General features: G+C 72.8%; 23 protein-coding genes, 1 pseudogene and 1 riboswitch. Of the genes and pseudogenes, 15 read left to right on the top strand and 9 right to left on the bottom strand.

The annotated features are described in order from the left end of the window. Nucleotides 1–113: 113 nt before the first annotated feature. Nucleotides 114–488: a PRC-barrel domain-containing protein gene (locus UW392_RS66130; protein WP_320785103.1), complete on the bottom strand. Its 375-nt coding sequence runs from the start codon at nucleotides 486–488 to the stop codon at nucleotides 114–116. A gap of 125 nt (nucleotides 489–613) precedes the next feature. Then, nucleotides 614–708: riboswitch (glycine riboswitch) on the top strand. A 179-nt stretch (nucleotides 709–887) separates the two neighbouring features. On the opposite strand from UW392_RS66130, the gene gcvP reads away from it, so the two are divergent. Further along, nucleotides 888–3,773 carry an aminomethyl-transferring glycine dehydrogenase gene (gene gcvP / locus UW392_RS66125; RefSeq protein ID WP_320785102.1) on the top strand — a complete coding sequence of 962 codons (2,886 nt, stop codon included), beginning with the start codon at nucleotides 888–890 and terminating at the stop codon, nucleotides 3,771–3,773. 68 nt (nucleotides 3,774–3,841) lie between these two features. Here gcvP and UW392_RS66120 read toward each other — a convergent pair whose 3' ends face one another. Beyond that, a complete protein-coding gene (locus UW392_RS66120) occupies nucleotides 3,842–4,261 on the bottom strand; it encodes a TOBE domain-containing protein (RefSeq protein ID WP_320785101.1) in 420 nt (139 codons plus the stop codon). A 262-nt stretch (nucleotides 4,262–4,523) separates the two neighbouring features. On the opposite strand from UW392_RS66120, the gene UW392_RS66115 reads away from it, so the two are divergent. From UW392_RS66115 to UW392_RS66100, 4 genes are all read left to right on the top strand, one after another. Then, a complete protein-coding gene (locus UW392_RS66115; RefSeq protein ID WP_320785100.1) occupies nucleotides 4,524–5,816 on the top strand; it encodes an extracellular solute-binding protein in 1,293 nt (430 codons plus the stop codon). Nucleotides 5,817–5,822: 6 nt separating this feature from the next. Further along, nucleotides 5,823–6,821, top strand: coding sequence for a sugar ABC transporter permease (locus UW392_RS66110; protein WP_320785099.1), 999 nt, complete (start codon nucleotides 5,823–5,825; stop codon nucleotides 6,819–6,821). An 83-nt stretch (nucleotides 6,822–6,904) separates the two neighbouring features. Beyond that, nucleotides 6,905–7,669: a carbohydrate ABC transporter permease gene (locus UW392_RS66105; RefSeq protein ID WP_320785104.1), complete on the top strand. Its 765-nt coding sequence runs from the start codon at nucleotides 6,905–6,907 to the stop codon at nucleotides 7,667–7,669. A 43-nt stretch (nucleotides 7,670–7,712) separates the two neighbouring features. Then, nucleotides 7,713–8,765 carry an endo-1,4-beta-xylanase gene (locus tag UW392_RS66100; RefSeq protein WP_320785098.1) on the top strand — a complete coding sequence of 351 codons (1,053 nt, stop codon included), beginning with the start codon at nucleotides 7,713–7,715 and terminating at the stop codon, nucleotides 8,763–8,765. A 76-nt stretch (nucleotides 8,766–8,841) separates the two neighbouring features. Here the strand turns inward: UW392_RS66100 and UW392_RS66095 are convergent, their stop codons facing one another. After that, the gene (locus UW392_RS66095) at nucleotides 8,842–9,048 is read right to left on the bottom strand and encodes a DUF5999 family protein (protein ID WP_320785097.1); all 207 of its coding nucleotides are present in this window, start codon (nucleotides 9,046–9,048) and stop codon (nucleotides 8,842–8,844) included. 327 nt (nucleotides 9,049–9,375) lie between these two features. After that, entirely contained in the window at nucleotides 9,376–9,978 is a 603-nt protein-coding gene (locus UW392_RS66090) for a hypothetical protein (protein WP_320785096.1), read from the bottom strand. 616 nt (nucleotides 9,979–10,594) lie between these two features. Here UW392_RS66090 and UW392_RS66085 point away from each other — a divergent pair. Together UW392_RS66085 and UW392_RS66080 are read left to right on the top strand one after the other, a co-directional pair. Next, complete coding sequence (locus UW392_RS66085; protein WP_320785095.1) at nucleotides 10,595–12,094, top strand: glutamate--cysteine ligase; 1,500 nt, start codon at nucleotides 10,595–10,597, stop codon at nucleotides 12,092–12,094. A 102-nt stretch (nucleotides 12,095–12,196) separates the two neighbouring features. Next, nucleotides 12,197–12,994 (top strand): type II CAAX endopeptidase family protein, encoded by a 798-nt coding sequence (locus UW392_RS66080; protein WP_320785094.1) that lies wholly within the window; start codon nucleotides 12,197–12,199, stop codon nucleotides 12,992–12,994. A 43-nt stretch (nucleotides 12,995–13,037) separates the two neighbouring features. Here UW392_RS66080 and UW392_RS66075 read toward each other — a convergent pair whose 3' ends face one another. Further along, the gene (locus UW392_RS66075) at nucleotides 13,038–13,850 is read right to left on the bottom strand and encodes a PhzF family phenazine biosynthesis protein (protein WP_320785093.1); all 813 of its coding nucleotides are present in this window, start codon (nucleotides 13,848–13,850) and stop codon (nucleotides 13,038–13,040) included. Nucleotides 13,851–14,574: 724 nt separating this feature from the next. Here UW392_RS66075 and UW392_RS66070 point away from each other — a divergent pair. The 4 genes from UW392_RS66070 (at nucleotide 14,575) to UW392_RS66055 (ending at nucleotide 18,317) form a co-directional block, all read left to right on the top strand. After that, nucleotides 14,575–15,225, top strand: a complete 651-nt coding sequence (locus UW392_RS66070; RefSeq protein WP_320785092.1) for a PadR family transcriptional regulator — start codon at nucleotides 14,575–14,577, stop codon at nucleotides 15,223–15,225. Between the two features lie 181 nt (nucleotides 15,226–15,406). Continuing rightward, nucleotides 15,407–15,952 carry a Clp protease N-terminal domain-containing protein gene (locus UW392_RS66065; protein WP_320785091.1) on the top strand — a complete coding sequence of 182 codons (546 nt, stop codon included), beginning with the start codon at nucleotides 15,407–15,409 and terminating at the stop codon, nucleotides 15,950–15,952. Nucleotides 15,953–16,069: 117 nt separating this feature from the next. Further along, a complete protein-coding gene (locus UW392_RS66060) occupies nucleotides 16,070–17,095 on the top strand; it encodes an EamA family transporter (protein ID WP_320785090.1) in 1,026 nt (341 codons plus the stop codon). 250 nt (nucleotides 17,096–17,345) lie between these two features. Then, nucleotides 17,346–18,317 (top strand): EamA family transporter, encoded by a 972-nt coding sequence (locus UW392_RS66055; protein WP_320785089.1) that lies wholly within the window; start codon nucleotides 17,346–17,348, stop codon nucleotides 18,315–18,317. On the opposite strand, the gene UW392_RS66050 is transcribed toward UW392_RS66055, so the two are convergent. Further along, nucleotides 18,314–19,000, bottom strand: coding sequence for a pyridoxamine 5'-phosphate oxidase family protein (locus UW392_RS66050; RefSeq protein WP_320785088.1), 687 nt, complete (start codon nucleotides 18,998–19,000; stop codon nucleotides 18,314–18,316). The two genes, UW392_RS66055 and UW392_RS66050, sit on opposite strands and share 4 nt — an antisense overlap. Before the next feature lie 35 nt (nucleotides 19,001–19,035). Here UW392_RS66050 and UW392_RS66045 point away from each other — a divergent pair, with 35 nt between their 5' ends. After that, the gene (locus UW392_RS66045) at nucleotides 19,036–20,367 is read left to right on the top strand and encodes an aminotransferase class I/II-fold pyridoxal phosphate-dependent enzyme (protein WP_320785087.1); all 1,332 of its coding nucleotides are present in this window, start codon (nucleotides 19,036–19,038) and stop codon (nucleotides 20,365–20,367) included. Nucleotides 20,368–20,383: 16 nt separating this feature from the next. On the opposite strand, the gene UW392_RS66040 is transcribed toward UW392_RS66045, so the two are convergent. Both UW392_RS66040 and UW392_RS66035 read right to left on the bottom strand, forming a co-directional pair. After that, a complete protein-coding gene (locus UW392_RS66040) occupies nucleotides 20,384–20,854 on the bottom strand; it encodes a pyridoxamine 5'-phosphate oxidase family protein (protein ID WP_320785086.1) in 471 nt (156 codons plus the stop codon). 56 nt (nucleotides 20,855–20,910) lie between these two features. Further along, on the bottom strand, nucleotides 20,911–21,435 hold the full coding sequence (locus UW392_RS66035; RefSeq protein WP_320785085.1) for a Rieske (2Fe-2S) protein: 525 nt from the start codon (nucleotides 21,433–21,435) through the stop codon (nucleotides 20,911–20,913). A 371-nt stretch (nucleotides 21,436–21,806) separates the two neighbouring features. Here UW392_RS66035 and UW392_RS66030 point away from each other — a divergent pair, with 371 nt between their 5' ends. The 3 genes from UW392_RS66030 to UW392_RS66020 all read left to right on the top strand — a co-directional run bounded on the left by UW392_RS66030 (nucleotide 21,807) and on the right by UW392_RS66020 (nucleotide 25,405). Continuing rightward, a complete protein-coding gene (locus UW392_RS66030) occupies nucleotides 21,807–22,457 on the top strand; it encodes a response regulator transcription factor (protein ID WP_320785084.1) in 651 nt (216 codons plus the stop codon). Nucleotides 22,458–22,652: 195 nt separating this feature from the next. Then, the gene (locus UW392_RS66025; protein WP_320785083.1) at nucleotides 22,653–23,855 is read left to right on the top strand and encodes a hypothetical protein; all 1,203 of its coding nucleotides are present in this window, start codon (nucleotides 22,653–22,655) and stop codon (nucleotides 23,853–23,855) included. Further along, entirely contained in the window at nucleotides 23,852–25,405 is a 1,554-nt protein-coding gene (locus UW392_RS66020; protein ID WP_320785082.1) for a hypothetical protein, read from the top strand. The genes UW392_RS66025 and UW392_RS66020 overlap by 4 nt, the downstream gene beginning before the upstream one ends. A gap of 92 nt (nucleotides 25,406–25,497) precedes the next feature. On the opposite strand, the pseudogene UW392_RS66015 reads toward UW392_RS66020, so the two are convergent. Next, nucleotides 25,498–26,281: pseudogene (locus UW392_RS66015) on the bottom strand (hypothetical protein); the annotation flags it as partial.

Here is a 26,281-nt window from a genome sequence, read left to right as displayed (position 1 = left end):
CGGGCGGCGGGCGGCGGGGTGGCCGCGGCGGGGCGCGGCGGGGCAGCTGCGGTTGGCCGCAGCGAGGCGGTGAGGTGGCTGCGGTGGGTCGCGGGGGCGGGTGGGGGGTGGGGTCAGGTTGGGTCTTGTTGGGGGGCCAGGGTGCCGAAGTCGTGGTCGGGGAGTGGGGGTGGGGCGGAGACGTCCAGGCCGTAGTGGTGGTAGAGCTGGAGTTCCTGCTCCGGGGAGAGGTGGCGGCCCACGCCGAAGTCGGGGGCCTCCTTGATCAGGCCCCGCTCGAAGGGGACGCGGAGAGCGCCTTCGACCAGCTCGCTGGGTTCCAGCGGGACGAACGCGTCCCGGCTGAACAGGCCGGTGCGTATCGCGGCCCACTCCGGTACGCCGGTGGCGTCGTCGAGGTAGACCTCGTCGACGGTGCCGATCCTCGTGCCGTTGCGGTCGAACGCCTTGCGGCCGATCAGATTGCGGGGATCGATGTCGGTGCGCACGGGCCCTCCACATGGTTGCCAGCCATCCGGTAATCATCCGTAAGCACTACAAAAGAGCACATTCGGGGGGTCGGCCACTCGAAAGACCGTGCGGGGGCCACGCTGGTACGCTGGCAAACGGCTGCTGACCCCGTGCGGGAGAGTCCTCCAGTTACATCGGAGGCGCCGAAGGAGCAAATCCTCCCCGGAATCTCTCAGGCCCACGTACCGCACGGACGAGGTCACTCTGGAAAGCAGGGCGGGGCTCGACGGCTTCCGCTCTCACCGACGGTGAAAGCCGGGACGCCCCGACAGGATCCCGGTGAAGCTCTCAGGTCGAGATGACAGAGGGGGAGGCCGTCCGGGCACCCGCGCCGTGGTGCCCCTCGCAGGTCGTGACAGACCAGGAGGCCTCCGTAGATGACCGCCCACCGCACTCCGCTCTCCGAGCTCGAACGGGCGATGCCGTTCGAACAGCGCCACATCGGCCCCGACCACGAGGCCCAAGCCAAGATGCTCGCGCAGGCCGGGTACGGCTCCCTCGACGAGCTGACGGCCGCAGCGGTACCGGACGTGATCAAGAACGCCGAGGCACTCGAACTGCCGGCGGCGCGTTCCGAGGCCGAGGTGCTGGCCGAGCTGCGCTCCCTCGCCGACCGCAACCAGGTCCTCGACTCGATGATCGGCCTGGGCTACTACGGCACGTTCACCCCGCCGGTGATCCTGCGCAACGTGATGGAGAACCCGGCCTGGTACACGGCGTACACGCCGTACCAGCCGGAGATCTCGCAGGGCCGCCTGGAGGCGCTGCTCAACTTCCAGACCATGGTCGCCGAGCTGACCGGTCTGCCCACCTCGGGCGCCTCGCTGCTCGACGAGTCCACGGCCGCCGCCGAGGCGATGGCGCTGTCCCGGCGGCTGGGGAAGAACAAGAAGGGCCTCTTCCTGATCGACGCCGACGCGCTGCCGCAGACCGTCGCCGTGATCCGGACCCGCGCGGAGCCGACCGGCGTCGAGGTCGTCGTCGCCGACCTCACCGACGGCATCCCGGCCGAGGTCGCCGAGCGGGAGATCAACGGCGTCCTGATCCAGTACCCGGGCGCCTCCGGTGCCGTCCGTGACATCAAGCCGGTCATCGACCGGGCGCACGAACTGGGCGCGCTCGTCACCGTCGCCGCCGACCTGCTCGCGCTGACGCTGCTGAAGTCCCCCGGCGAGCTGGGCGCGGACATCGCGGTCGGCACGACCCAGCGGTTCGGGGTGCCGATGGGCTTCGGCGGGCCGCACGCCGGATACATGGCCGTCCAGGAGAAGATGGCCCGGTCCCTGCCCGGCCGGCTCGTCGGCGTCTCCGTCGACGCCGACGGCAACCGCGCCTACCGGCTCGCGCTGCAGACCCGTGAGCAGCACATCCGCCGGGAGAAGGCGACCAGCAACATCTGCACCGCGCAGGTGCTCCTCGCCGTGATGGCCGGGATGTACGCGGTGTACCACGGGCCGCAGGGGCTGCGCTCCATCGCCCGGCGCACCCACCGCTACGCCGCGATCCTCGCCGCGGGCCTGACCGCGGGCGGCGTCGCCACCGTCCACGGCGACTACTTCGACACGGTCACCGCGCGGGTGCCCGGCCGGGCCGCCGAGGTCGTCTCCGCCGCCCGGAGCAACGGCGTCAACCTCCGGCTCGTCGACGCCGACCACGTCTCCGCCGCCTGCGACGAGACCACCACGCGTGCCCAGATCGCGGGTGTGTGGAGCGCGTTCGGCGTCGAGGGCGACATCGAGGCGCTGGACGCGACGGCCGGGGACGCGCTGCCCGAGGCGCTGCTGCGCACCGACGAGTTCCTGACCCACCCGGTCTTCCACCAGCACCGCTCCGAGACGGCGATGCTGCGCTACCTGCGGCGCCTCGCCGACCGGGACTACGCGCTCGACCGCGGCATGATCCCGCTGGGCTCCTGCACGATGAAGCTCAACGCGACGACCGAGATGGAGCCGGTGACCTGGCCCGAGTTCGGGGCGCTGCACCCCTTCGCCCCGGCCGAGCAGGCGCAGGGCTACCTGACGCTCATCCGGGAGCTGGAGGAGCGGCTCGCGGAGGTCACCGGGTACGACAAGGTCTCCCTCCAGCCGAACGCCGGGTCGCAGGGCGAGCTGGCCGGGCTGCTCGCCGTACGCGGGTACCACCGGGCCAACGGCGACGAGCAGCGCACCGTCTGCCTCATCCCGTCCTCCGCGCACGGCACGAACGCCGCCAGCGCCGTCATGGCCGGGATGAAGGTCGTCGTCGTCAGGACCGCCGAGGACGGCGAGGTCGACGTCGAGGACCTGCGGGCCAAGATCGAGCAGCACCGCGACGAGCTGGCGGTGCTGATGATCACCTACCCGTCCACGCACGGCGTGTTCGAGGCGCACGTCGCCGACATCTGCGCGGCGGTGCACGACGCCGGCGGCCAGGTCTACGTGGACGGCGCCAACCTCAACGCTCTGGTGGGTCTCGCCAAGCCCGGTCACTTCGGCGGCGACGTCTCCCACCTGAACCTGCACAAGACGTTCTGCATCCCGCACGGCGGCGGCGGTCCCGGCGTCGGCCCCGTGGCCGTACGCTCGCACCTCGCGCCGTACCTGCCCAACCACCCGTTGCAGCCCGCCGCCGGGCCGCAGACGGGCGTGGGGCCGATCTCGGCGGCTCCCTGGGGGTCGGCGGGCATCCTGCCCATCTCGTGGGCGTACGTGCGGCTGATGGGCGGCGAGGGCCTAAAGCGCGCCACGCAGGTGGCGGTGCTGTCCGCCAACTACGTCGCCAAGCGCCTGGAGCCGCACTACCCGGTGCTGTACACCGGGCCGGGCGGGCTGGTCGCGCACGAGTGCATCATCGACCTGCGGCCGCTGACCAAGGCGACCGGGGTGAGCGTCGACGACGTCGCCAAGCGGCTGATCGACTACGGGTTCCACGCGCCGACGATGTCGTTCCCGGTGGCCGGCACGCTGATGATCGAGCCGACCGAGTCCGAGGACCTGGCCGAGCTGGACCGGTTCTGCGACGCGATGATCGCCATCCGCGCGGAGATCGAGAAGGTCGGGGCGGGGGAGTGGCCCGCGGACGACAACCCGCTGCGGGGCGCCCCGCACACCGCCGCCGCGCTGGGCGGTGAGTGGACGCACGCCTACAGCCGCGAGGAGGCCGTGTTCCCGGCCGGGGTGTCGGCCGCCGACAAGTACTGGCCGCCGGTGCGCCGGATCGACCAGGCCTTCGGCGACCGGAACCTGGTCTGCTCGTGCCCGCCGCTGGACGCGTACGAGGACTGAGCGCAGCAGTAGCGGTAGAACACTGAAGGGGCCCCGCCGGTCGGCGGGGCCCCTTTCGCGTGTCCGCCTCAGGCTGTTGCGAGGGACACCTCGGTCGACTTCACGAGCGCGACGACGGGCAGGCCGGCCGCGAGGCGGAGGTCGTCGGCGGCCTCCCTGGTGATCGCGGCGGTCAGTTCGGCGCCCTCGACGGCGACCTTCACCGAGGCCATCGCGTCGCCGGCGGCGAGCGCGGTGACCGTGCCGGGCAGCCGGTTGCGGATGGAGAGGCCCTGGACGGGGGCGGTGGCAAGGGACACCTCCGTCGACTTCACCAGGGCCCGTACGGCGGAACCCGGCGCGAGGCCGAGGTCGTCGGCCGCCTCGCGGGTGATCGCCGCGGTGAGGTCCTGGCCGCCGGCCAGTCGGACCTTGACCGTCGCCATCGCCTCGCCCGGGGTGACGGTGGTGACGGTGCCGGGGAGTTGGTTGCGGATGCTCAGGCTCATGGGCCCACCGTATCCGGATTACTCGTACATGCCCCTTGTATGAGCGTTTAGGGGCTTTCGGCGTAGGTGGCGCGTCGTGCGCAAAGGTTCGTGGGCTGAGCCGAAAGTTTCAGCACTCGTCGGGCGGCCCATCGATGCTCCGGATTGGTCATGCACGAGGGGTTGCCACCCTTCACACGCTGTCCTTAGGGTGCGGCAGCAACGCATCTTTCTGGATGGACTCCGAAACTTTCGCACCCTTTCGCACCCCAAGGAGCGCACCATGGGCGACCCGGCACTGTCCCGCCGCGGCTTCCTCGCGGTCTCGGCCGCGGCCGGTCTGGGCATGACGGCACTGAGCGGCTGCGGCGGTGACTCGGACGAAGGGTCGTCCGGCACCACCACGGTCGAGTGGTGGAACATCTCCACCACCCAGCCGACGAAGGACGTCTGGGCCTCCCTGGCCAAGGAGTTCGAGGCGCGGAATCCCAAGGTGAAGATCAAGATCGTTCAGCTGGAGAACGACGCGTACAAGTCGAAGATGACGGCACTGACCGCCTCCGGCAAGCTCCCGGACATCTTCCACACCTGGGGCGGCGGGGTGCTCAGGCAACAGGTCGACGCGGGCCTCGTCGAGGACCTGTCCGACCGGACGAAGGACTGGGCCGAGGGCCTGCTCCCGGTCGCCAAGGAGCCGTACCTGATCGACGACAAGGTCTACGGCATCCCGTTCGACATCGGCATGGTCGGCTTCTGGTACAACAAGGCGCTCTTCGAGAAGGCCGGCATCGACGCCCCGCCCACCACCTGGACCGCCTTCCTCGACGCCGTACGCACCCTGAAGTCGGAGGGCGTCACCCCCCTCGCCGTGGCCGGCAAGGAGAAGTGGCCCGAGATGTACTACTGGGCCTACCTCGCGATGCGCACCGCCGGGGCGGACGCCGTGCAGCAGGCCGCCGACGACAAGGACTTCACCGGGCCCGGGTTCGTCCAGGCAGGGCAGCACCTGAAGGAACTCGTCGACCTCCAGCCGTTCCAGAAGGGCTTCCTCGGCGCCGCGTACTCCAGCCCCACCGGCCAGGCCGCCACCGTCGGCAACGGCAAGGCCGCGATGGAGCTGATGGGGCAGTGGGCCCCGGTGGTGCAGGCCGACGCGGGCAAGGGGCTCGGCGACGACCTCGGCTTCTTCCCGTTCCCGGCGGTCGAGGGCGGCAAGGGCGCCATCACCGAGGTGTTCGGCGGGGGCGGCGGACACGCGCTGCGACGGGGCGCCCCGCAGGCCGCCGTCGACTTCCTGGAGTTCTTCGCCTCGGCCGCCACCGACCGGGAACTGGTGAAGAAGACCGGAGTGCTGCCCGTCGTACCGGCCGCCGAGAGCGCCCTGACCGACCCCAACCTGAGCGCCGTGCAGAAGCAGTTGAAGGCCGCCACCGGCTTCCAGCTCTACCTCGACCAGGCGTACGCGCCCGCCGTCGGCCAGGAGGTCAACGACAGCGTCTCCGCGCTCATCGCCGGCTCCAAGTCCGCCGAGCAGGTCACCGAGTCGATCACCAAGGTCGCGAAGGAAGAGCAGTAACCGCCCATGACCTCCACGTTCCTGCCGGACAAGCGGCTCGGCTCCGAGGCCGGGCCCCCGTCCGGGCCGCCCGGCGCCGACCCGGGACGGACCCGGCGCCGCGTGCTCCACTGGCTCACCGCGGTCGGATTCCAGCTGCCCGCGCTGGTGCTCTTCCTCGTCCTGGTCCTGCTGCCGATCCTCTTCGCCGTGTACGCCGCCTTCTTCCGGTGGGGCGGCTTCGGGATGCCCGAGGACTACATCGGCACAGAGAACTTCACCCGGCTCTTCGCCGACCCCGTCTTCCTCGGCGACCTCTGGCGCTGCCTGCTCCTGGTGGTGCTCTCGCTGGCGCTCCAACTGCCGTTCGCACTCGCCATGGCGGTCCTGCTCAACCAGCGGATGCGCGGCCGCGCCGTGTACCGGATGCTGTTCTTCGCGCCGTACGTGCTCTCCGAGGCCATCACCGGTGTGCTGTTCAGCATGATCTTCGCGCCGGACGACGGCCTCGCCGACCGGGTGCTGGGCGGGATCGGGCTGGACGGCCTCGGCGGGGAGTGGTTCGCCGACCCCTCGACGGTGATGGCGACGCTCTTCCTCGTCATGACGTGGAAGTACTTCGGCTTCCACATGATGCTCTACCTGGCCGGACTCCAGTCCATTCCCGAGGAGTTGACGGAGGCCGCGCTCATCGACGGCGCGAACGCCTGGCAGCGCTTCCGCAACGTCACCCTGCCGCTGCTCGCCCCCACCCTGCGCATCAGCGTCTTCCTCTCCGTCATCGGCGCCATCCAGCTCTTCGACCTGGTGTGGGTGGTCACCCAGGGCGGCCCGGACCACCACTCCGAGACCATGGCCGTGACCATGTTCCAGTTCGGCTTCAAGCGCTACCAGGTCGGCTACGCCAGCGCGATCAGCGTCGCCATGTTCGGCATCAGTCTCGTCTTCGCCCTCGCCTACCAGCGGTTCGTGCTCCGGCGCGATCTGGAAGGGGCCACCACGACCATGCGAGGAGGCGGGAAGTGACGCTCACCGACAAGTCCCCCCGGGGCCGGCGGCGGCTGCGGACGCTGCCCCTGCACGCGGTGCTGATCCTCGTCGGCGCTGTCATGGCCGTACCGCTGCTGTACGCGGTGGTCTCCGGGTTCAAGTCCACCGACCAGCTCTCCGACAACCCGGTGGGGCTGCCCGGCCCGTGGGTGTTCTCCAACTACACCGACATCCTCGGCTCGGGCTCCTTCTGGCGGCTGGTCGGCAACAGCACGCTGATCGCGGTGGCCACCACCGTCCTGGTGGTCGCGGTCTCCGCGCTCGCCGCCTTCTCCTTCGCGCGGTTCGCCTTCCGGGGACGGGAACTGTTCTTCACGCTGTTCACCATGGGGCTGATGTTCCCCTTCGCGGTGGCCGCGCTGCCGCTGTTCCTGCTGCTGCGCTCGATGGGCCTGCTCGACAACCCGCTCGGGGTGATCCTGCCGCAGGCCGCCTTCGGGCTGCCGATGACCATCATCATCCTGCGCGGGTTCTTCCGGGAGATCCCGGGCGAGCTGGAGGAGGCGGCCACGCTGGACGGCTGCGGTCCGTTCGGCTTCTTCTGGCGGGTACTGCTGCCGATGGCCCGCCCGGCGCTCGGTACCGTCTCCGTCCTCGCGGTCGTCACCAGCTGGAACAACTTCTTCCTGCCGCTGCTGGTCTTCACCGACTCCACCTGGTGGACGATCCCGATCGGTGTCCAGCAGTTCCAGGGGCAGTACTCCGCCGACACCGCGCGGGTCTTCGCCTACCTCGTCCTCGCCATGGTCCCCGCCCTCGCCTTCTACTCCGTCGCCGAACGGCAGCTCGTCGGCGGACTCGCGGCCGGCGCCACCAAGGGCTGACCACTGCCGCCACCAAGTCCCGCAGCACGTGAGGAGTCGCAGCATGCGTACGACCGCCCGCTCGCGCACCCGGCTCAGACTCGCCGGCGCGCTCGCCGCCGTCCTCGTCGCCGCCGGTGCCGCCACCGGCCCCGCGGCCGCCGCCGAGGACCCCACCCTGGCCGACCTCGCCCAGCGACACGGCCGCTACTTCGGCAGCGCCACCGACAACCCGGAGCTGACCGACACCGCGTACACGGAGATCCTCGGCCACGAGTTCGACCAGATCACCCCCGGCAACGGCATGAAGTGGTACGCCACCGAGCCGCAGCAGGGCGTCTTCGACTGGTCGGCGGGGGACGAGATCGTGGAACTCGCCCGCACCAACCGGCAGAAGGTCCGCGGCCACACCCTCGTCTGGCACAGCCAGCTCCCCGGCTGGCTCACCGGCCGGGAGTGGACGGCCGACGAGCTGAGGGCCGTACTGAAGAACCACATCCAGGCCGAGGTGCGCCACTACCGGGGCAAGGTGTTCGCCTGGGACGTCGTCAACGAGGCGTTCAACGAGGACGGCACCTACCGCGAGACGGTGTTCTACAAGACGCTCGGACCCGGCTACATCGCCGACGCGCTGCGCTGGGCCCACCAGGCCGACCCGCGCGTCAAGCTCTATCTCAACGACTACAACATCGAGGGCGTCGGCCCGAAGAGCGACGCCTACTACGCGCTGGCGCGGCAGCTGAGGGCCGAGGGCGTGCCGCTGCACGGCATCGGTCTCCAGGCCCACCTGGCGCTCCAGTACGGCTATCCGGACACCCTGCGGGAGAACCTGGGGCGTTTCGCCCGGCTCGGCCTCGACACCGCGCTCACCGAGGTCGACATCCGCATGTACCTGCCCGCCGACGAGACGAAACTCGCCACGCAGGCCGACTGGTACCGGCGGCTCACCGAGGACTGCCTGGCGGTGCGGCGCTGCGCCGGCATCACGCTCTGGGACTACACGGACCGCTACTCGTGGATCCCGGCGTTCTTCGAGGGCGAGGGGGCGGCCCTGCCCTGGGACGAGGATCTGGTCCCCAAGCCCGCGTACCACGCGATCCGCGAAGCGCTGGGCTGACACGCGGCGGGGCCGGTGCGCGCCGACGGCGCGTACCGGCCCCTGGTGTCTGTCGTCGTACGGCGTACGGCAGTGCTCAGGCGGCCTTCATGACCTGACCGGCGCCCAGCGGACGGTGCGGGGCGATGATCTGGCCGTCCGGCAGGAGCTCACCGGTGTCCTCGAAGAACAGGACGCCGTTGCACAGCAGGCTCCAGCCCTGCTCCGGGTGGTGCGCCATGAGGCGGGCGGATTCCCGGTCGGCGGAGTCGGCTGACGGACACGGTGGCTGGTGCTGGCACATGGAAGGGATCTCTCGCTCTGACGTGATGTGTGGGTGTGGGTGTGCTGTCGGCTCTGTCCCGCGGCGTGAAACGTGGTTCATGGCCGCCCCCCGTCGGATAAGTCGGTCCGGACCCAGTGTTGCCCTACGGACGTCGATCCGCAGGTATTTCACGGCACCGCTTCTCACAGGTTCATGACGCATCACCCGCGCGGACGGTTCATCTCAACTCGGCTGTCCCTTCGGGTGGTTCGCACTGGCCCGAAGGGGCTAGTCCGGTCGGGTCGGTACGGCACGGCCGTGCCCCGCCGCCCAGGTGCGGACGGCGGGGCACGGGCAGTACGCGGGTCAGGCGGGGGAGCGGAGCAGCGAGGTCGGTGCCGGTGCCGGCGCGGGTGTCACCCGGTGGGTCAGGACCGGGAGCAGGTCCGCGACCCGGTGCGGGCGGTGCGCCGCGATACCGGGAGGCGCCGGTGCCAGCGGCACCAGCAGGTCGGTGGCCTCGGGGTGGCCGGTGGCGGCGTCCGCCGCGCAGTCGCCGTGCAGCCACAGGGTGAGCATGTACAGGCCGGGTACCGACAGCAGGCGCGGCTGGAACGGCTGGACCACCGACTCCGCCTGGCGCAGCGCCCGTTCGGTGGCGGAGACGTACGGGCCCTCGAAGAAGTGCGAGAAGGCCCAGCCGTCGGGGGTGAGCATGGTCTCCGCGGCGGCGACCGCGTGGCCGCCGCTGCGGATGAGGAACCGCCACCCGGTGAGCCGGACGGCGGGCACACCGTCCGGGGTGACGTGGTCCAGGACGTGCACGGGCAGCGGCAGGTCCGGGGTGACCGGACCCCGGGCGCCGAGCAGGGACGGGGTGCGGGCCTCACGGACCGCGGTGGGCGAGGAGAGCGCGGTGAGCACGGTGCGCAGGGCAGGGGCGGGAGCCGGGGGGACATGCAGCGGCATGGTGGGTCGCCTCTCATTCAGCGAGCACGGTGGCGCGAGGGCGGGGCAGGGCGGGGCGGCGTGGGGGCCCAGGGCGGACGACGCTGTCAGCTCGGAGAGGCAGAGAGGCGGAGCCGGGTCTCAGGGCGTGGAAGCGTGGGGTGGTGAGGGCTGCCGTACGTCGCCTCGGCAGCATCCTTCGACCGTAGGCGCCAGCTCTCTGCCGTAGCGCGAAGTTTATACGACACGTGTTCAGACTGTGTTTCGGCTAGCTGTTTCCGGCTACCTGAACAAGAGCGGATCCGGTCGGCGATATGCGGAGGTCATCCTGATTTCACGACGGCTGAACGCCGGTGACCTCGGAGAATTCACGGGAAGCGGACGGCCAATTGTCGTCGGCCTTTTCCACGACTTCTTCGAGTCCCTTGCCGCGTCCTGTTTCGCGTCCTGTTCCGTGGCGTGTTCCATGCCGCGTGAATGTGCCTCCGGTCACATCGGCCCAGCGTAGCGGCTCGTGCGGCCGTACGGGGACGTTATCGATCGCTTCCGCTGGGCATCATCCACCGTGCGTCATTCACCCTGACCCGCACACCGGCGGCCGACACCCCGGCCCGCTGAACCTAGGAGGGACTCTTCCATGGGGGAGAAGGTCGCGGCAGGCCAACTGGACCTGTCCGATCGCCAGCGCTACCGCGACAAGCTCCGCCGCTGCCTGACGGGCCTGGAGCGACTCCTGGCGGAGCAGCGGTTCGACCGTCCCAAGAACCTGATGGGGCTGGAGATCGAGCTGAATCTCGTCGGTACGGACGGGATGCCGAAAATGCTGAACGGGCAAGTGCTCGAACGTATCGCGAGCCGTGACTTCCAAACAGAACTCGCCATGTTCAACCTGGAAGTCAACATTGCCCCACACCGCCTGGAGGGACGGGTATTCGACCGGCTCACCGAGGAAATCCGCACCTCTTTGGCATATGCCGACCGAAAGGCCGGCGAGCTGGACGCCGGAATCGCGATGATCGGCATTCTGCCGACACTCGACCGCGACGACCTGGTCTCCTCCAACCTCTCGGAGGTCGACCGCTACGCGCTGCTCAACGATCAGATCGTGGCCGCCCGCGGCGAGGACTTCCGCCTCGACATCGACGGCGTCGAGCGCCTCACCTGCACCTCGAAGTCCATCGCCCCCGAGGCCGCCTGCACCTCGGTGCAACTGCACCTCCAGGTGACCCCGGCGCGCTTCCCCGCCGTGTGGAACGCCGCGCAGGCCGTCACCGCGGCACAGATCGCCGTCGGGGCCAACGCCCCGTTCCTCTTCGGCCGCGAACTGTGGCGGGAGTCCCGGCCGCCGCTGTTCCAGCAGTCCACCGACACCCGCTCGCCCGAGCTCCAGGCACAGGGCGTGCGTCCGCGCACCTGGTTCGGCGAGCGCTGGGTCACCTCGGCGTACGACCTGTTCGAGGAGAACCTGCGCTACTACCCGGCACTGCTGCCGATCTGCGACGACGAGGACCCGCTGGAGGTCCTCGACGCGGGCGGGGTGCCCTCCCTCGCCGAAATGGTCCTGCACAACGGCACCGTCTACCGCTGGAACCGCCCCGTCTACGACATCGCCGACGGCGTCCCGCACCTGCGCGTCGAGAACCGCGTGCTGCCCGCCGGACCCACCGTCACCGACGTCATCGCCAACGCGGCGTTCTACTACGGGGTCGTCCGCGCCCTCGCCGACGAACCGCGCCCGGTGTGGACGCGGCTGCCGTTCGAGGCCGCCGCCGCCAACTTCGACGCCGCCTGCAAGTACGGCATCGAGGCCCGCTTCCAGTGGCCCAAGCGCGGCCGGCTGGGCGGCACCACGGAGGTCGATGCCGCGGTCCTGGTCCGCGACGAACTGCTGCCGCTGGCCGAGGCCGGACTGGACGCCTGGGGCGTCGAGCCCGCCGACCGCGACTTCTACCTCGGCGTGATCGAGGAGCGCTGCCGACGGCGGGTCAACGGCGCCGCCTGGCAGGCGGCGACGTTCCACCGGGCGCTGGACGCCGGCATGTCCCGGGACACCGCGCTGGCCGCGACCACCCGGCGGTACGTGGAGCTGATGCACAAGGGCGATCCGGTCCACCTGTGGCCCATCGGCCAGCCCTGACCGCGCCGCCCGGCCGCCGGCCGGGCGCACCTGACCCGCCCCCGCCGACACCCGCCGCATACTGATCGGGCAAGCTTGACGTCCCGGTGGAGGCAGGTGTGCATGGCGGAGGCGGGCCAGGTGGTCGAACCCATCCCTCAGGAGCGGCTCTCACGGCGGAGCCTGCGTGACGAGACGCTGCTCGTGCTGGCCCTGTCGCTCGGCGCGAGCGGCGTCTCCGCCCTGATCAGCTTCATCGGCTCGGTGACCCGGCCGGGCGGCCTGAAAGACCAGGCCGCCACCCTCAACGCCTCGGCCGCGCCCGGCCGTCCCTGGCTCGACCTCGCCTGGCAGCTCTTCGGCATCACCACCGCGCTGGTGCCCGTCGCCCTCGTCGCGCACCTGCTGCTGCGCGAGGGGTCGAGCCTGCGCGCCCTCGGCTTCGACCGCACCCGGCCGGGCCCGGACCTGCTGCGCGGGGCCGTGATCGCGGCCGGCATCGGCAGCGCCGGCATCGCCTTCTACCTGGCCGCCCGGGGCCTCGGCTTCAACCTCACGGTGGTGCCGGAGGCGCTGCCCGAGGTGTGGTGGAAGTACCCGGTGCTGATCCTGTCCGCCCTGCAGAACTCGATCCTGGAGGAGGTCATCGTCGTCGGGTACCTGCTGCGCCGGCTGGACCAGTTGGGCTGGACCCCACGGGCGTCGCTGGCCGCCAGCTCGGTGCTGCGCGGGTCGTACCACCTGTACCAGGGCATCGGCGGCTTCGTCGGCAACATGGTGATGGGCGTGGTCTTCGCCTGGCTCTACCGCCGCTGGGGCCGGGTGGGTCCCCTGGTGGTGGCGCACTCGCTGCTCGACATCGGCGCGTTCGTCGGTTACGCGCTGCTGGCGGGGAAGGTGGACTGGCTGCCGACCGCTTGAGCGGGTGGGGCGTGCGGAGCACTCCGTACGCCCCACCCGGCCGTCACCAGGCGAGCAGCTCGCCCTCGATCACCGTCACCGCCCGGCCGCTCAGCAGCGTGCGGTCGCCGCGCGGTTCGACGCGGACGAGGCCGGAGCGCGGGGACGCCTGGAGACCGGTGAGGACGGGACGGTCCAGGCGCTCGCTCCAGAACGGGGCCAGCGCCGTGTGCGCGCTGCCGGTCACCGGGTCCTCGTCGATGCCGACGTTGGGGAAGAAGCAGCGGGAGACGAAGGCGTAGGCGCCCGCGGGGTCGTCGGCGCGGGCGGTCGCGATGACGCCCCGCGGGGAGTGGGCCGCCAGCGCCTTGTGGTCCGGCGCCAGCTGCCGCACGGTCTTCTCGTCGGCGAGTTCGACCAGCAGGTCACCGACGGCGGGCCCGGTGTCGAGGACCGTGAGCGGTTCGGCGCCGAGGGCCGCGGCCAGCCCCTCGGGGGCCTCGACCGGGGTCAGCGGCGCGGTCGGGAAGTCCAGCGTGATCGAGCCGTCCGCGCCGGGTGTGGCGACGAGGACGCCGCTGCGGGTGGCGAACCGGACGGGGCCCCGGTGGGCGCCGGTGGTGTGCAGGACGTGTGCGGTGGCGAGCGTCGCGTGGCCGCACAGCGCGACCTCGGTGGCGGGCGTGAACCAGCGCAGCGCCCAGTCGGCCTCGCCTCCTTCGGGCAGGCGGTGGGTGAACGCCGTTTCGGCGTGGTTGACCTCCAGGGCGATCCTTTGCAGCAGGTCGTCGTCCGGGAAGGCGTCGAGGAGCAGGACTCCGGCGGGGTTGCCGGCGAAGGGCCGGTCGGTGAAGGCGTCGACGATTCGGATGCGCATGTGCCGACGCTAGGGCGTCGGCCACGGGCCGGGCCAAGGCCAATACGCGACTGCTGGACCCGGATCGGGGGGTGCCCTCCCGCGCGCGGGGCGCGGTCCGTGAACACGGCCAGCCGCAGCACCAGGTAGCGGCCGATCCCGACCAGCGCGGTGGCCGACAGGTACACCGCCTGCCGCAGAACGGCTCCGGCGTCGGGGTGGAGCGCGGTGAGCGCGCCGACGGCGGCGGACGTGACGAGCCAGCCGAGGGCCATGGTGGCCGCGCTTTTCAGGTGGCCGGAGGGGCCGGGCCGGCCGTGCCCGAACGACACGCGCGCGTGCAGCTCGGTGGCGAGCACGGTGGAGACGACGGTGGTCAGCGCGTTCGCCGCCGCCCACGGCATCCACCGCGCGAGGAGGAGCAGCGCCGCCGAGGCCGCCAGCGTGATGCCGCCGCCCAGTCCGGCGAAGCGGAGGAAGGACGCCGCGTGCCGACGGATCGGGTGCGGGCCGTCGCTGGTGCTCCCCTGCCGGGCCGTCGCCCCGGTGGGGCCGTCGTCGTGTCGCGTCGTCATGCCGGGGAGTGTGCGCGGCGTCCCCTTCAGCGCGGTCTCAGAACGCTCTCGGTGGGCGGGCGGCGCGCGGGCGGCGCTGAAACCGCAGTTCAGCGGAGGTTGCCTACCGAACGATTCCGATATATCGTTGAGGCATCGCGACAGATCAACGATGGAATGGAGTGATTGCGATGCGTACCCACGGACACGAGCGTGGACACGGTGGACGGGGCCAGGAAGGTCCCTTCGGGCGCGGCGGTTTCGGGCGCGGCGACTTCGACGGGCGCCGCGCGGCGTTCGGCCCCTTCGGGCCGGGCGGCGGCCACGGCGGCCCAGGTCCCTTCGGACCGGGCTTCGGCCCCGGCCCCTGGGGCGGCCGAGGACGCGGCGGACCGAGGGGGAGGGCACGGCGCGGCGACGTACGCGCGTCGATCCTGGCCCTGCTCAAGGACCGGCCGATGCACGGCTACGAGATGATCCAGGAGATCGCCGAGCGCAGCGGCGGGGCGTGGAAGCCCAGCCCCGGTTCGGTGTACCCCACCCTCCAGCTGCTGGAGGACGAGGGGCTGATCGCCAGCGAGAGCGAGGGCGGCAAGAAGCTGTTCTCCCTCACCGAGGCCGGCCGCACCGCCGCCGAGGAGGGTCCCGAGGCCCCCTGGGAAGAGGCGTCGCGCGGGGTCGACTGGGAGGCGCTGAACGACATCCGGCAGGCCGGGTTCGGTCTCATGGAGGCGTTCGGGCAGGTCTGGAAGACCGGCAGCAAGGAGCAGCGGGAGAAGGCGCTCAGCGTCATCAACGACACCCGCAAGAAGCTCTACCGCATCCTCGCTGACGAGGACTGACGGGCAGTGGGCCGCTGTGGCCCCGGTGTGACACGTGCGCCCCGCGGAGCGATCCGCGGGGCGCACGTCTGATCTCATCCGTAGGGAGGAGATTGCGGCCCCCGGCGTCCACTCTGCGTGGGACGCCGAAATGCTTCCCGCCGGGGATGACCCCATCTGCGGGGACTGATGGGGTGGGACGGTGCAACCCCGAATCCCCCGGCAGTCGGCCGGTGAGCAGGACGCCCGACGGCCGGACAGCGCCGACCACGACCCCCGGTTCAGCCCCGAGCTGGTGTCGGTGGTCACCGGCGCCCGCCGCAGGGCGCTGCGGGACGGGGACCGGCAGATCGACACCGCGCATCTGCTGCACTCGCTGCTGGAGTACGACCCCGAGGTGAACGCCGTGCTCGGCGAGGGCCCGCACACGGCCCGGCTCCTCGGCTACCTGGTGCAGCGCAGCATCGGCTACGGGCTGCGCTGGCAGGGCACCGTCGAGGATTCCGGCGGGGTGCCCGCGGTCAAGGAGGCCACGGGGTTCTCGCCGTCGGCCGCCGCCACCATCGAGCACGCCTGCGAGCGGGCGGCGCGGCGCGGACTGCCGCGGGCCGGCGGCGTCGACCTGCTCGCCGCGCTCGTCGCGGACCCGCGGACCCGCGCCGTCGAGGTCCTCGAACGCGCCGGGGTCGACCCGGAGACGATCCTCGCCCGCGCGGACGCGCACGCGGGGCCGGCGTCGACGCCGTGACAGCCGTGACAGTCATGACCCCCGTGACCTCCGTGGCCCGGTGGCCGCGCACGTCCGCTTGATGGGACAGGAGTCAATGAGGGTGACGGTCATGTCTTCCCCTGTCATCATGGGCCGGTGCCTACGTCAGACAGTTCCCGGGGCGGCCGGGGCGGGGGAGCCGGGCTCGGCCTCGCACTGGTCTCCGCCGTCGCCTTCGGCGGGTCCGGAGTCGCGGCCAAGCCGCTGATCGAGGCGGGACTCGACCCGCTCCACGTGGTGTGGCTGCGGGTCGCCGGTGCCGCGCTGGTGATGCTGCCGCTCGCCGTGCGCCACCGGACGCTGCCGCGCCGCAGCCCCGGTCTCGTCGCCGGGTTCGGTCTGCTCGCCGTGGCCGGTGTCCAAGCGTGTTACTTCGCCTCGATCTCCCGCATCCCCGTCGGAGTGGCCCTGCTCGTGGAGTACCTGGCGCCCGCGCTGGTGCTCGGCTGGGTCCGGTTCGTGCAGCGGCGGCCGGTGACGCGGGCCGCCGCGCTCGGCGTGGTCCTCGCGGTGGGCGGCCTCGCCTGCGTCGTGGAGGTGTGGGCGGGGCTGGGGTTCGACGCGTTCGGGCTGCTGCTCGCGCTGGGCGCGGCCTGCTGCCAGGTCGGCTACTTCGTCCTGGCCGACCGGGGCGGCGACGCGGCGCCCGATCCGCTGGGCGTCGTCGCCCACGGGCTGCTCGTCGGCACGGTCGTGCTCACCGCGGTGGCCCGCCCCTGGGAACTGGAGTGGTCGGTGCTCGCGGACACCGTGCCGGTCGACGGCACGCCGGTCTCCGCGATGCTCCTGCTGGCGTGGATCGTGCTGATCGCCACGGTGGTCGCCTACGTCACCGGCATCGTCGCCGTGCGCCGCCTGTCGCCGCAGGTGGCGGGTGTCGTGGCCTGCCTGGAGGCGGTCATCGCGACGGTCCTGGCGTGGAGCCTGCTCGGCGAACACCTCTCCGCTCCGCAGGTCGTGGGGGGTGCGGTGGTCCTGCTGGGCGCGTTCATCGCCCAGGCGTCGACACCGACGAGGCGGGCGTCCGGGGAGGGTGAGGCGCGTGGGGCAGGTGAGGCGCGCAGAGAACCGACTGCGCCCGCGCCCGCGTCCGCACCCGCTGACACGGACGTGTGGGGGTGACCCCGGGACGGGCCGGAGGTTGTGCCGGCGGGGGACCGCGCCCTAGGGTGCCGATCATGCATGCGGACGCCCTCGTTCTGCCGCCTCCGGCGGCCTAGAGCGGGCTCACACCTCGACCGGCCCGGCGCGCAGCCGCCGGGCGGGACGGTGCTGCCCGCGGACGAGGTCCGTGGGGCCCCGCCGAGCCGCGGGCCCCTGCCGAACTCCCGCACCGGTCGGCCGGTCGCGGGACCACCGCGGAGAAACTGTCATGTCGCATGCAGTGTCCGGCCTGCCCGTCGGGCGTGGCCTCCTCTTCCTGATCGTCGCCGGTGTCGCCTGGGGCACCGCCGGCGCCGCCGCCTCGCTGGTCTACCGGGCCAGCGACCTCGGCCCCGTCGCCCTGTCCTTCTGGCGCTGTGCCGCGGGCCTCGTCCTGCTGCTCGCCGCCCGGCTGCCGCGCCGCCGGGCCCGGACGGCCGCAGCCGCACCCGTACTCGTACCGCTCGGCCGCAGGCTGGCGCGGACCGTCGCCACCGGCATCGGCCTCGCCGTCTTCCAGACCGCCTACTTCGGCGCCGTACGGGCCACCGGCCTCGCCGTGGCGACCGTCGTCACCCTCGGCGCCGGGCCCGTGCTGATCGCGCTCGGCGCCCGGTTCGGACTCGGGGAGCGCCTCGGCCGGGGCGGCGCCGCGGCGGTCGTCGGCGCGCTCGCCGGGCTCGGTGTGCTCGTCCTCGGCGGGGGCGGTGCGACCGTCCGCCCCGGGGGCGTGGCCCTCGCGCTGCTGTCCGCCGCCGGGTACTCGGTGATGACGCTGCTCACCCGCTGGTGGGGACGGGACGGCGGCGCGGACGCCGCCACCACGTCGATCGGCGCGTTCGCCGTCACCAGTCTGTGCCTGCTGCCGTTCGCCCTGGCCGAGGGGATCGTCCCGCACACCGCCGAGCCCGGCCGGCTGCTCTGCCTGCTGGTGTACGTCGCGGCCGTGCCCACCGCCCTCGCCTACGGCCTGTACTTCGCGGGCGCGGCCGTCGTACGGTCGGCCACCGTGTCCGTGATCATGCTCCTCGAACCGGTCGCCGCCGCCGCTCTGGCCGTCACCCTGCTCGGCGAACACCTCACCCCCGCCACCCTCGCCGGCACGCTGCTGCTCCTCGGCTCGGTGACGGGCCTCGCGGTCGCGGAGACACGCGGGACGCAGAAGGCGCGGGAGACACCAGGGGCCGGGCTGACGGCCTAGTGGGCCGAGAGGTACTCCGGTACCGCCGTGCCCGGAGCCAGGCGCGGGTCGGGGACCGGAGTGCCGTACCCCTTGTTCAGGGGGAGGAGGCCGGCCCAGTGGGGGAGGGCCAGGTCCTCCGGTTCGTCGTTCACGCCGCCGGTGCGGGCCTTCGCCGACACCTCGCGCAGGTCGAGGCGGAGCACCGCCGTGGCCGCCAGCTCCTTCTTGTCGGCCGGCCGTGAGTCACGGGAGCGGCCCGCCACGACGTGATCGACCAGGGCGTCGAGGGCCGTGCGCTTCTCCTCCGGGTCGGTCACGTCGTACGCCGTGCCGTGCACCACCACCGACCGGTAGTTGATCGAGTGGTGGAAGGCGGAGCGGGCCAGCACCAGCGCGTCGACGTGGGTGACCGTCAGGCACACCGGCAGCCCCGCGTCGGCCGTGCCCGCCATCCGCAGCGGGCGCGAGCCGGTCGAGCCGTGCACGTAGAGCCGCTCGCCGACCCGGCCGTACAGCGTCGGCAGCACCACCGGCGCGCCGTCCCGGACGAAACCGAGGTGGCAGACGTACCCCTCGTCGAGTATCGCGTGCACCGCTTCCCTGTCGTACGTGGCGCGGCCCGGGGAGCGGGTGGGGACGGTGCGGTCGGTCGGGGCGTAGGCGGCCTCGGGCCGGTCCGGCTGCGTGGTGGTCCCCTGCATGGCGTTCTCCATTGCACTAGTGCATACTTGGATTTGTGCTAGGAGAGTATCGGATCGAAGGACGCCGCGCAGCGGACATTTCCGCGAGCGTGGAGCGCGCCGTGGGCTCGGGCGCGCTGGAACCGGGCCATGTGCTGCCCCCGATGCGGGAGTTGGCCGAGCGGCTCGGCGTGAACCCGAACACGGTGGCCGCCGCGTACCGGACCCTGCGCGAGCGCGGGGTCATCGAGACGGCCGGGCGCCGGGGCAGCCGTGTCCGGGCCCTGCCCGCCACCACGGGCCGCGAGTTCCTCCGGGCGGGGGTGCCCGACGGGGTGCGGGACCTCTCCGACGGCAATCCGGACCCGGCGCTGCTGCCCGCGCTGGGCCCCGCGTTCGCCGCCGCCGCCGAACAGGCCGACCGCGACCCCACCCTGTACGGACACGCGCCCGCCGAACCCGAACTGGTCCGCCTGGCGCGGGCCGAACTGGACGCGGACGGTGTGCCGGACGGCCCGGTCGCCGTCACCTCCGGCGCGCTGGACGCCATGGAGCGGGTCCTTGCGGCCCACCTCAGACCCGGTGACGCCGTCGCCGTCGAGGACCCGGGCTGGGGCGGCCTGCTCGACCTCGTCCCGGCGCTCGGGCTGCGCACCGTACCCGTCGGCGTGGACGACGAGGGGCCGCTGCCGGACGACGTACGGCGCGCCCTCGTGTCGGGCGCGCGGGCCCTGATCGTCACCGACCGGGCGCAGAACCCGACCGGCGCCGTGCTCGGCGCCGCACGCGCGCGTGCCCTGCGGTCCGTGCTCCGCGACCACCCGGAGACGCTGCTGATCGAGGACGACCACGGCCACCGCATCGTCGACCTGCCGCTGCGGCCGCTCGCCGGGCCCACCCGCCGCTGGGCGTTCGTCCGCTCGGCCGCCAAGGCGTACGGCCCCGACCTCAGGCTCGCCGTCCTCACCGGTGACGCGGTCACCCTCGACCGGGTGCGTGGACGGCAGCGGCTCGGACCCGGCTGGGTCAGCCGCATCACCCAGCGCGCCGTGGTGCGGCTGTGGACCGACGGCGCGGTGGACACACCCCGGGTGGCGGCGGCGTACGGACGGCGCCGGGACGCGCTGATCGACGCCCTCACCCGGCGCGGGGTCACCGCGTACGGCCGCAGCGGCCTGAACGTGTGGATCCCGGTGCCGGACGAGACCGGTGCCGTCACCCGGCTGCTGGCCGCCGGGTGGGCGGTGGCGCCGGGCGCGCGGTTCCGGCTGGGCGCGCCGCCGGGGGTGCGCGTCACCGTCTCGACACTGGGCGAGGACGAGGTGTGTCCGCTGGCCGAGGCGATCGCCGGGGCGCTGGGGCCGGGGCCCGCCAGGAGCTACGTCTGAACCGGCTCGCAGCGGGTCACGGAGCCCGGTTCAGTTTCCGGAAGTCCCAGGACACCGTCTTCTCCGGGGTGAGGCGCAGCCAGGCGTGCCGGCCGTCGTGCGGCATCTCCTCCAGGCCGAAGTTCTTGCGGGCGAACAGCGTCTCGGGCAGGTCGAGTTCGGCGCACAGCTCGCCCGTACGGGGGGACTCGCCGACGAAGGTGACGGCGCCCGACAGCTCCACGCCGCGCAGCTCGTCGTACTCCTCACCGGTGTCCACGACGACCGCCACCCGCGGGTCGCGGCGCAGGTCGGTCCAGCGCCTGCTGCGGACGACCGAGTACAGCCACAGCGAGACGCCGTCCCAGACGAACCACAACGTGCTCACGTGCGGGGCGCCGCCCGCCGAGACCGTGGCGACCCGGCAGGTGCGCTGGGTGGTGAGGAAGTCGTCCAGCTCACCCGGCGTCATCATGATCCGGCGGCCCCGGCGTTGTGTGACGGTCATTGCGGCCCCTCGCTCTCGTACTCCGGTCTCCGGTCTCCCCTGCCGTGTACCCGTGTTCACACCAGGGAGATGGAGTCCCCGTCCACGGCGATCTCCACGGCGGGCAGCGGCTCGCGGGCCGGACCGCTCCGCACACTGCCGTCGGTGACGGAGAAGTTGCTGTTGTGACAGGGGCAGTTGATGACACCGTCGGCGACGTTCTTCACCGCGCATCCCTGGTGGGTGCAGGTCGCCGAGAACGCCTTGAACTCACCGGCCGTCGGCTGGACCACCACCACCTTCTGCTCGGCGAAGACGACACCGCCGCCCTCGGGGATGTCGGAGACGGAGGCGAGGGCGGCGGCGCCCGCGGCGCCCTCCTCGCCGCCCGATCCGGCGGCGGCACCGTCGCCGGCGGCGGGGGACGACGTCTGCGCCTCCGGCGACGACGCCGCGCCCGACCCGCCGGCGTCCGAACCGCCGTCACCGGAACCGGAGTCGGAGCAGGCGGCCAGCGCGGCGGCGAGTCCGGCCGCTCCGGCGGCCGTCATGACCCGGCGCCGGGCCGGTCCTGCTGTGGGGAGGTGCGAGGAGCTGGTCATGCTGACGTTCCCTTCCGGGGGTCGCGGTGCGTGATCTGCCGTGGGGTACGGCCGCTGGGCACGTGCTGTTCAGACCGCTCGCATGCTGGCCGCCGCGGTGTCGGAAGGGCGTAAGCCAGAGCTGTCGTCCGGCTGTCGAGCGCCGGGCGGTTGTCGGTGGTTGTCACCGGTGGTTGTTGTTCGACAGTGCACGGCTTCTGCTTGATAGTGCATGGTCAGGCCGTCGGCCGGGGGCGCGAGCTCTTCGAGCTGTGATGATCGGAGCCGAGTGAAGAGCGCGCCGTCCGCCCCGGTCGGTGAGGTCCGGCAACCGGGTTCCTGAGGGACGCGCGCTCGTTCCGCGCGGAGTCGCGCTCTCGACAAGGAGTCCCATGCCTGCTGACAAAGACGAAGTGCGCCCCGTTCCCGGGGTCGTCGTACAGGCCGACGACCTGCTCACGCGCGACGGGACGGCCGCCTTCCTCGAAGCGGACGACCGGGTCGAACTGCTGCCCGCCGAGGAGGTGGGGGAAGCCGACGTCCTGATCGTGCTGACCGCCTCGGTGAGCGGCAAGACGCTGTCCCTGATGAGCCGCGCCGGACAGGCATCCGGCGGCCGCATCCGCATCGTGCTCGTCGCCGACCACATCAGTGAGCAGCAGCTCGCCCTCGCCGTCAACCACGGCCTGGTCAGCTTCCTGGTGCGGCCGTACACCAGCTTCAGCCAGATCCTCGCCGCCTCGGTCGAAGCGCACCGCGGACGGGCCGTGCTGCCGCCGGTGCTGATGAACATGCTGCTCGACCGGATGCGCTCCATACAGCGCACCGAGAGCCCCTCCGGACTGCTGCCGGTGGAACTGTCCCAGCGCGAGGTCGACGTGCTCCAACTCCTCGCGGAGGGCATGGACACCGTCGAGATCGCCAACAAGCTGAGCTACTCGGAACGCCTCATCAAGAGCGTCATCCAGGCCGTCATCAAAAGGCTGGGCCTGCGCAACCGCACCCACGCCGTCGCCTACGCCATCCGCATGGGCATCCTCTGAGGCCGCGGCCGTGCCGAGAAGGGGCCGTGTCGGGAAGGGGTCGTGTCGAGAGGGGGCCGTGTCGAGAAGGGTAGGAGTGATGTGCGTCCGTGCACGCCCGTCCGGCCCGGCGAGTGCCCCGGCCGCCCCCTCCCTAGGCTTCCCGCGAAGGCGTCGACCCGTGAGCGACCACCGCTCCGCCGCACCGGAAGAGGCATGGGGATGAACCACCGCGAGCCGCAGGCCGGCCGCTCCGACGAGTCCGCCGGGGCGCCGGGCGGGCAGGCGGTCTGGGAGAGCGAGCTGCCCTGGGAGTTCCCGGCCGGCGCGGACGACACCGTGGTCGGCGGCGCGGCCGCCGCGTCCACCGGGAGCGGCCTCGCGGGCCGTCCCGCGAGTGCGGCCGTTCCGGCTTCCGTCCCGACGTACGGTCCGCCCTCCGTTCCGTCCCCGCCCATGTCCCCGGCCCTGGCCCCGGCCCCTGCCCACGCCGCCGTCCCGGTGCCGGAGGCGGCGGAGGGCCCGCATGCGTCGGAAGGCGCGCTCACGGTGGAGGGGTCGCGCCCGTCGGAGGGGTCGCGCGCGTCTGAGGTGCCGCGCCCGTCGGAGGTGCCGCACGCGTCCGAGCGGCGCGCCAAGGGACGCCGGCCCAGGAGCGACGCCCGCGAACGGCCCGCCTCCCGCGGCCACCTCGCCAAGCCGCTGCTGGCGGGCGCGGGCATCCTCAGCGCCCTGTTCCTCCTGACCCCCCACCTCATCGACGACGACGCGCCATCGCGGTCCGTGCAGGCCGGAGCCGAGGACGCCGACCCGGAGTCCACGCCCGACGCCGGCGGCCCCGACGGCGCCACCGCGGCACCGAGCCCGGCGGCCTCCGGAGCACCGGACACCGGCGACGGCACCGCCGCCGGACACGACCGCATCGCCGAGGTGGCGGCGACCGCGTCCGCCGAGTCCGGACGGCCGCTCGCCGCGCTCTCCGAACCCCGCGCCACCGCCGAGGGCACCGCCACGGCCGGCGGCGGCACCGCCGATTCCACTCCGCGGGCCACCCCCGAGCCCAGCGAAGCCTCCCAGCAGCAGTGGACGAGCACCGCCGTCGACGGCACCAGCGTCCTGGAACCCGGCCAGAGCTGGTCCACCAACCGGATCGTGCTCACCTTCCAGGGAGACGGCAACCTCGTCCTCTACGACAGGCAGGGCACCCCGCTGTGGTGGTCGGGCACCGCGGGACAGGGCGGCGTCAGGGCCGTCTTCCAGGCCGACGGGAACCTGGCCGTGTACGCGGGTGACTCCCGTACCGTCTGGTCCACCCGCACCGACGGCCACGACGGCGCCCGGCTGGTGCTCCGCGCCGACGGCGACATGGTGATCCAGTACGGCGGCTCGGTGGTGTGGTCCACCGGCACCGCGATGTGACCCGGCCCTCGTGGGCGCCGGCGCTCCCCGAGCGCCCCTGGCGGCTCGGCCGCAGCGTCGCCGAACCCCTGCCCGCCGGGGTGTGGCTGCGTCCCGCCCACGGTACCCCCGACCTCGACGGCCACCGCGACCGGCTCGTGCGCGGTGTCGGCGTCTCGGGGGACCGGCTCACGGTGGCGGTCGGCGCGCCCGGTGCCCCGGCCGTCCCGGTGGCCGACGTCGCCCGCTTCTGGCAGGACCTGCCGCCGCGGCTCCGGCCCGCGGTGCGGTTCCTCTGCTACGGACCGGCCCGCCTCAGCGGCGGACGGCTCTTCGGTGACGTCCTCGCGCAGGTCGTCGGCGAACCCGTACGCCTCCTCGGCGGCCTGCCCCGCCCAGCAAGCCAGGGAGGGGACGAGGGGGGCGTGGGTGGTGACGGCGGTGGCGAGGTTCTGCTGGTCGGGGCCGACGGCGCGCCGGGGCGATCGCTGCGGGCACGGGAGTTCGTGCACCTGCCCCCGGGCGCCCCGGCGGCCGACGCGGCCGGCTCCCCGTACGCGGTGGCCCATCGGTGGCCGCTCGACGGCCTCCCGGACGTCGCGCCCGGCGTCCACCGGCTCACCGGCGACGTGGTCGTCGAGGTGGTGCGCAGCGGTCTGTGGGTACGGCCCGAGCCGGCTCCCGCGCACGCCGCGCAGGTGCGGGGTGCCGACCCCGATCCCGCTCACGAACGTGTCCTGTGCGACGCCGGGGCGGAGGCCGCACTGCCCGAACTGCGGCGGCTGGCACAGGAGTTGCTGCGTACGTTCCCGGGTGACCTGCGCCGCGCGGTACGGCTCGGGGTGTGCCGGCCCACCGCGCCGGACGGTGCCGTCGTCGAACGCCCCGTGCCGGACGGTGCCGTCGCCGCGCGCTCCGCTCCGGTGGCGTCCGGTTCCGTCGGCCGGGCGGCCCACACCGGTCTGACGACCCTCGCGGCCGAGGTGCTGCGGCGGCATCCGGAACTCGCCGACCCGGGGGCGGACCCCGACGCCGTCCCCGCGCTCGCCGCCGTCCTCGGCCGGCTCGCGGGGGCCGCGCCCGAGGACCCCGCGGAACTCGCCCTGCTCCGCAGGGGCCTGCTCATGCTGCCCGTCCACCACGGCCCGACCGGCCTGCGCGCCACCCTCGACGAGCCGACGCGCCGGTGGTACGCCGCACGGCCCGAGCTGACCGATCCGCAGGCGTGCGAGGCGTCGACGCTGGGCCCCGCCGACGGCCCCGGCACCACCGACTTCCTCATCTGGTCCACCGGCGGCCGCCGCACCGACCTGCTCGACCCGCTCAGCCCGGACCGGGTGCTGTTCCTGCCCGGTACCCGGTTCCGGGTGCTGGAGCCCGACCCCGGCGCACCCGGCGCCGTCCTGATGCGCGAGGTGCCCCCCGGCGAGCCGGCGTCCGGCCGGGGCGGCCCCGACCGGACGGCGGCCCGGGACCTCGTACGCGCCCGGCGCGAGTGGAGGACGCGGACCGGTGGCCGGGAGCCGGCCGAGGCCGGCCGGCACGTCAGCGGCGCGGCCGCCGGGTGGTGAGCGAGTGCCGGCGACGGCGAGCAGCCGGTGGCCGTCGCGAGGAGCGCGCGCGCCCACGCACGGTGGTGTGGTTCCCCGTGGTTCCCCGGTGCTCAGTCGTCGTAGGTGGCCGTGCACTGGTTGTCCGAGAAGAGGGGACCCTCGACCACGGGAAGGTTCTCGGCGGGGTCCTGGACGACGGTCGTGAGACCGGTCAGCTTGCCCAGGCAGTCGTCGGCGGCTGACTCGTCGTCACCGCTGCCGCCACCCACGTACATGTCGAGCCAGGTCGTGGCACCCTCGGGCGCGGAGGACAGGTCGTGGCACGGCCCGTCCTGCGGGCTGCCGCCGTCGCCGCAGGCGTCCTCGACGATGAAGTACCGGCGGACCTTCGGGAAGTAGAACCGGGTGCCGGCCGGGTAGTCGAGGGTGTCCTCGCCGCCCTCGTTGACGTGTCCGACGGCCAAAGTGATCGGGTCGTCCCAGGTGCCGGTGCCGCCGGCCTCGTCGTGGACGACGGGGTGGGAGATCTGGGCGCTGCCGCGCGGGGTGTTGTCGAACCAGGTGTAGCCCGTGGTGAACGCGTTCTCGATCGTGGTGCCCGAGCCGGTCGCCGACACCGAGCCCTGCCGCCCCGTGGACGGTGAAGTGGGATCGACGGCCCCTTCGGGGAGCGTCGCCGGCTCACCGGACGCCGACGGGGACGGGGACACCGGGATCGGATCGACCGCGCCGGAGCGGAGGGTGGCCGTGGCCGTGCCGGGGGCGGTGGTGGTGATCTTGTTGAAGGTGGTGAGGAACTGGTGGGGTTGTTGTTCGGTGCCGCTGCAGGTTTCGGAGAGTTGGCCGGTCTGGGGGCAGGTCTGGTCGCGGCCGAGGGCCCAGTAGGCGAGTTGC

Source organism: Streptomyces sp. CRN 30, from assembly GCF_034105845.1.
The sequence above is the reverse complement of the archived record's forward strand: the minus strand, read 5'-3'. Positions and strand labels throughout refer to the sequence as shown.